Origin of the sequence: Microcystis sp. LEGE 08355, from assembly GCF_015207185.1 — a bacterium.
GTDB classification, from domain to species: Bacteria; Cyanobacteriota; Cyanobacteriia; order Cyanobacteriales; family Microcystaceae; genus Microcystis; species Microcystis panniformis.
Genome location: NZ_JADEXI010000306.1, coordinates 1 through 5,648, shown reverse-complemented (window position 1 = coordinate 5,648; position 5,648 = coordinate 1). Strand labels below are relative to the sequence as shown.

General features: G+C 43.0%; 6 protein-coding genes. 2 read left to right on the top strand and 4 right to left on the bottom strand.

Going from position 1 to position 5,648, the window contains the following annotated elements:
- Positions 1-946: 946 nt before the first annotated feature.
- Together IQ242_RS15410 and IQ242_RS15405 are read left to right on the top strand one after the other, a co-directional pair.
- A complete protein-coding gene (locus IQ242_RS15410) occupies positions 947-1,927 on the top strand; it encodes a sodium-dependent bicarbonate transport family permease (RefSeq protein ID WP_193960563.1) in 981 nt (326 codons plus the stop codon).
- Between the two features lie 74 nt (positions 1,928-2,001).
- On the top strand, positions 2,002-2,319 hold the full coding sequence (locus tag IQ242_RS15405; protein ID WP_193960562.1) for a transcriptional regulator: 318 nt from the start codon (positions 2,002-2,004) through the stop codon (positions 2,317-2,319).
- A 261-nt stretch (positions 2,320-2,580) separates the two neighbouring features.
- Here the strand turns inward: IQ242_RS15405 and IQ242_RS15400 are convergent, their stop codons facing one another.
- The 4 genes from IQ242_RS15400 to IQ242_RS15385 all read right to left on the bottom strand — a co-directional run.
- Positions 2,581-2,991: a TerB family tellurite resistance protein gene (locus tag IQ242_RS15400; RefSeq protein WP_193960561.1), complete on the bottom strand. Its 411-nt coding sequence runs from the start codon at positions 2,989-2,991 to the stop codon at positions 2,581-2,583.
- Between the two features lies 1 nt (position 2,992).
- Complete coding sequence (locus tag IQ242_RS15395; RefSeq protein WP_193960560.1) at positions 2,993-4,333, bottom strand: 16S rRNA (cytosine(967)-C(5))-methyltransferase; 1,341 nt, start codon at positions 4,331-4,333, stop codon at positions 2,993-2,995.
- Positions 4,330-4,923, bottom strand: coding sequence for an alpha/beta hydrolase (locus IQ242_RS15390; RefSeq protein WP_370583009.1), 594 nt, complete (start codon positions 4,921-4,923; stop codon positions 4,330-4,332). The genes IQ242_RS15395 and IQ242_RS15390 overlap by 4 nt, the downstream gene beginning before the upstream one ends.
- Before the next feature lie 323 nt (positions 4,924-5,246).
- A partial coding sequence (locus IQ242_RS15385; protein ID WP_193960559.1) for an RNA-guided endonuclease TnpB family protein occupies positions 5,247-5,648 on the bottom strand: 402 nt, incomplete at its 5' end.

The following is a 5,648-nucleotide window of genomic DNA, read 5'->3' as shown; positions in this document are numbered from 1 at the left end:
CTCCTGTCTCCTGTCCCCTGTCTCCTGACTCCTGACTTCTAACCCAATGTTCGACAAAGATAAGCAAAAATTATTTATTGACTCCAAAAACTTGAGAATATTTAAATTAACATTTCGCAATATTTATAAATTCTTAAGAATTAATTGAGAAAGATTTTTATTTAACAACGACGTTATCATGGGTACAGCGATTTGATAGAATTTCATAATGGGTTGTTTTGTGCTTTTTTGGGCAGCAATGATTGAAACCCTTGCCACACCTAGAAGGTGATCCTAATTAAAACGGGTAAATCAGTCAATTTCACCCACAACGATGATCTTTTTTTTGTGTAGTTTTATTGCAAAAAAAAAGTTTTTTTGACAAAAAGCACAAAGTATGATAGTAACCAACGTATTTCTGGCTGCGAGTAATTATTAAACCTCTTGCATAATTAATTTTTCAGGGTTCAAAAACGGCAAAAATAAGGATTAAATGGCATAAAGTGTGTAAATAGACCATTTAACTGATTATTATTCATTTTTAATTCTCCTGACTACTGACTACTGACTCCTAACCCTAGCAACAATTTTTGGTTTTTACAAAAGGTCTACTGTAGAGGGGGAAAAGGGAGAGGGGAGAGGGGAGAAAAGCTGACGGCTTCAAGATCAGTGATCACTGATCACTGAAACATCACCCATCTTAAGTAGGGAGGCACAATTATTTGTAGGATGGGTTAGCGGTAGCGTAACATAATCGGGCGTTGGGTTTCATGCTTCAACCGTTCGGCAAAAGCTCACGGCCGAAGCCCAACCTACGTTCATCTCCCGTCTCGGAGTCTCGGAGTCTCGGAGTCTCGGAGTCTCGGAGTCTCGACTAGGAAATTAATTTTGCACGACTACTTAACATTTCCCCAGTATTCTCAAAATCGAATAGTATAGATTGAAATAACTCAATGTACGCAAACCTATGGATGGCAGCTTAATCCTGTTCAATATTCTCAATCCGCCGGTTTTGTTCTTTTTCTTAGGAATGCTGGCAGTATTTTTTAAATCCGACCTAGAGATTCCCCAACCACTGCCTAAACTCTTTTCTCTCTATCTGTTGATGGCGATTGGTTTCAAGGGAGGTTATGAACTAGCGGAAAGTGGCATCAATAACCAAATTGCTTTAACTTTGATTGCCTCTGTGGTTATGGCTTGCATCGTTCCCATTTACACTTTCTTTATCCTGAAAATTAAACTCGATAGTGCCAATGCAGCAGCGATCGCAGCCGCCTATGGTTCCATTAGTGCCGTTACTTTCATCACCGCCAGTTCTTTTTTAGAAAAACTTCATATTTCCTATGGCGGTCACATGGTAGCGGCCTTAGCTTTAATGGAATCGCCGGCAATTGTAGTGGGTTTAATCCTGGTGCGAGTCTTTAAAGAGAAAAATGGCGAAGAAGAAGCGTTTTCTTGGTCAAAGGTTCTACATGAAGCCTTTTTAAATGGCTCGGTATTTCTCTTAGTCGGTAGTGTTATTATTGGTATGCTGACGGGGGAAAAAGGCTGGGAAAAATTACAACCTTTCACCCAAGAGATTTTTTATGGTGCTTTAACTTTCTTTCTCCTGGATATGGGATTAGTGGCTGCGAAAAGAATTCGAGAATTAGGCAAAACTGGTTCTTTTCTCATCGGTTTCTCGGTGTTCATTCCCGTCATCAATGCTATGGTGGGGATTCTCATTGCTAAGGTTCTCGGATTTGAACAGGGCAATGCTTTATTATTCGCTGTTTTGTGTGCCAGTGCCTCTTATATTGCTGTTCCTGCGGCCATGAGAATGACTGTTCCCGAAGCGAATCCTAGTTTATACGTTTCTATGGCCTTGGCTTTAACTTTTCCTTTCAATATCATCATCGGTATTCCTCTGTACCTAGAGATGATCAAAATCATTGGCTGTGGAGTCTAAAAAGCCCGGCGGGTTTTGAATAATTCCTGTCAAAATTGTTCTCTTTCACTTGTCCCTTTTTGTACTTAACTACCATGCTTGAATCCCCTCATCCTTCCCTACAAATTGTCAAAAAAGTGGACATAATTGTTAGTCATGCTTTTCTGGAAGAAACCTTAAGCGTTCTTGATGTTGTCGGAGTTTCCGGTTATACCGTCTTTGGCAATGCTTCGGGAAAAGGCGATCGAGGTTTATCCTGTGATGACTTCGATTGTGATTACAGTGGTAGCTACATTATGACGGTTTGTAATAGTGACGAACAACTTAATCGTCTGATCGATAAAATTCGGCCTATTTTAAAAAAAGCTGGCGGAATTTTTGTGGTGACTACGGCCCAATGGCTAACTCATTAGACCTCTCGTAAAAATCAAAAATTGTCGTAGTTAATTAGGGTTTGCTGAATAATGGTAAAACCCTTTTAAAATAAAGCTTTTGACCTGTTAAAGTCCGATGTTAGTGCAAGAAAATAGGATTGGGACGTTCAAAAACCTTGCATTATCCTTCTTGTAGTACATCGCTTGGTACAAAAAACAAGGGCAACAAAGCCTAAAACGACCGACTCCTGACGACCGGCTACTGACTCCTACCCCCAGGAAAAACTTTTTCAGCAGACCTTAATTACTTTCAGTAATTGCTTTGTGGTACAATTTCTGGATTCCCGTCACTAATTTATCTAACATTGATCGATGGCTATCGTGAGTCGGATCAAGACTCTGCACTTTGGTTAATAATTTTGCTTCCTGTACGTCCACGTCGTCATCGCTATATATTAAAGTGCTAATCGATGTTAGTAGATCTTGATAGGTTTCTGGACTAGGATTATCCCCTAAATAGGACTCTAACCATCGATAACATTCACTGGTTTTAACTGGTTTTAGTTCCGATAATAATGGTTTAATCTCTGGATCATCATCAAGTTTTTCCCTCACAGCTACCTGTCGTAAATAGCTTCTTTCTGATGGTTGAATCACACCATCAATCCAGGCAACACCGATGAGAATTTTCAGTAATTGTTTATTTTTCATCTCACACTTCCTTGACTAACTTAGCCATAAAAAAACCGTCTTGATTATGTCGATGGGGTAACACTTCGATCGCTCCCGTTTCTGTATAGTATTCTGAGAAGCATGAATTAGAGTCAGGAGGGGCCATTTTCCAATCGGGATGAGCCGCTAAAAACTGCTCGATCACTCTTTCATTTTCTAACGGATTTAAGGTACAGGTGGCATAAACTAAGATTCCCTTCGGTTTTACCCAAGTGGCAGCCGAGGCTAAAAGTTCCCCCTGTCGTTTAGCTAGTACAGGTAAATTTTCTGGTGTTTGTCGCCAACGTATATCAGGACGCTTGTGCAGGGTTCCCAATCCTGAACAGGGAGCATCGATTAGTACACGATCAGCGATGCCGCACCACTGGGGACGATCGCGACTATCCCCTAGATGTATTTTGATCGCTTTTAAGTCTAATCTTTTAATATTGGCTTCTAACTGTCGTAAACGGGATGCCGTTTGATCACAGGCTAATATTCTACCTCGATCGCCCATTAATTCGGCAATATGAGTGGTTTTTCCCCCCGGTGCCGCGCAAGCGTCGATAATTGTCTCTCCGGGCTGGGGATCGAGCAGATAAGTGACTAATTGGGCGCTAATATCCTGTAGGGTGTAATTTCCGGCTCGAAATCCCTCTAAACGCTCAATATTGCCTAAACCAGAGGTTAAACGGCAAGCTAGAGGTAACTTAAGATAATTAAAAGTTATATTGGCTGATTCTAACTCATTTTCTAGGGCTTCTCGGCTAGTTTTCAGGGGATTAATCCGAATATCGAGGTCAGGAGAGCGATTAAACCATTGACACAGTTGTTCCGTTTCCGTAACACTAAAGCGATCTAACCACAATTGCACCAACCAATCGGGGAAACTGTGGAGAATACCCAATCTAGAAGCGGTATTTTCTGGCAAAATTAAAGGATCATCGCCATTAGCAGTTAAACGGAGATATTGCCGCAGCATTCCGTTAACCACCGCCGCTAATTTGCCTAAATGACTGATTTTAGTTAATTCTACCGCCGTATTCACCGCCGCTGATGGGGGAATCTGGGAGAGATAACGCAGTTGATAAAGACCAATATGGAGAATTCGCCGTAAATCCGGGGGTTGCTGGGCTGCGGTTTTTTTCCCCAGGCGATCGAGCAGCGCATCCAAAGTTCTTTGTCGGCGTATTATACCATAAACAATCTCCGTTGTCAAGGCTTTGTCAAGACAATTTAAGGCACTAGCGGACAAATGGCGATCAAGAGCGCGATCGGGATAGGCGGAGGAGCGATCGATATCGCGTAAAATCAGCAAAGCCAGCTGACGAGCATTATTCATGCGGTTTCCAGACGATTGCGGAGGAATTGGCGTAATATAGTCAGCGCCGGAATCGGGATTTCGTGGCCCATATTTAACTCGTGATATTCGACGTTAACCCCCAAACCAAGCAGTAAATCCCTGGCTTGACGAGCGGCAGCGATAGGAACGACGGTATCCTGCTTACCATGAACAATTAAGACATTTTGTGGTCCTTGGGGATGGGGTTCACTGTGCAGATAACCACTCAAGGAACCCAATCCCGCCAAGGGTAAGGATAAACCCACATCCAGCGTCATCGCTCCCCCTTGGGAAAAACCAGTCAAAAAAGTCCGCTCTAGGGGAATACCGGTAGTTGCTTCTAGGGAAATAATCCAATCGTGCAACTGTTGACGACTAGCGACTAAACCTTGATAATCGGAGGTTTCTAACGCATACCAGGCGCGTCCCCCTGGCACTTGGGGATGATCGAAGGGAGCATTAGGAAACAAAAATTGACAATCAGCCAGATCCAGCATCGATGCAAGGGGGGCCAGATCCATGGCATCAGCACCCCAACCGTGCAGCATGATCACTAGATAGCGAGCGGGATTTTCCGGGGAAGGGGGAATGACAATCGGGTTAAAAGACAGAGTTTTTTCCTCGCAATTCTTTTTTCTCTCTATTCTATAGCGATTTTCCCGGCAGTGAGATGGGTGTTGGGGAGTCTTTTCAGTGATCAGTGATTAGTAACCAGTAATCAACAATGTTCGACTGTTCCGGTTAAATAGCGGATGGGGTCGGCAAAGGGAATAAACAGATTATCTTCAAACTGACTGAAAATCTGTTCTAAGTAGTCGGACATAAATTCTGTTGTCTATCTTAAGACCCACATTCCGCACTTTATGATTAAGTCGCATTGACATCCTCACCGCCGTAAACGGACGGTGATTCCCTACAGATCGAACAAACTTAATTGAACGACCGACCGCTGGGTTGACGCTTCACGGGATGCCGCTACCTTAGCAGTAGTCTCACGCTTTCCTCCACGCCCGTTTAAAGTCTCCGATTGCCCACCGGCGACCTTAATATTAATTGCGGCGTTCACGTCTCGATCATGGAAAGTCCCACAAAAAAGACATTCCCACTCACGGATATTTAACGCTTTCTTACCGCCGATATTCCCACAACAGGAACATCTCTGAGACGTTGGCTCCCATCGGGAAATTATCCGAAAATCACGCCCATATTTGTCAGATTTTGCCGATAGCATATCTCGGAAAGAACGCCATCCTAAGTCTGATATGGCACGGGATAACTTGCGATTTTTAACCATTCCCGATGTGTTTAAATCCTC

Excerpts from the sequence above, each read along its gene's own strand:
- IQ242_RS15410 (WP_193960563.1), top strand. The coding sequence starts at position 947 with ATGGATGGCAGCTTAATCCTGTTCAATATTCTCAATCCGCCGGTTTTG.
- IQ242_RS15405 (WP_193960562.1), top strand. The coding sequence starts at position 2,002 with ATGCTTGAATCCCCTCATCCTTCCCTACAAATTGTCAAAAAAGTGGAC.
- IQ242_RS15400 (WP_193960561.1), bottom strand. The coding sequence starts at position 2,991 with ATGAAAAATAAACAATTACTGAAAATTCTCATCGGTGTTGCCTGGATT.
- IQ242_RS15395 (WP_193960560.1), bottom strand. The coding sequence starts at position 4,333 with ATGAATAATGCTCGTCAGCTGGCTTTGCTGATTTTACGCGATATCGAT.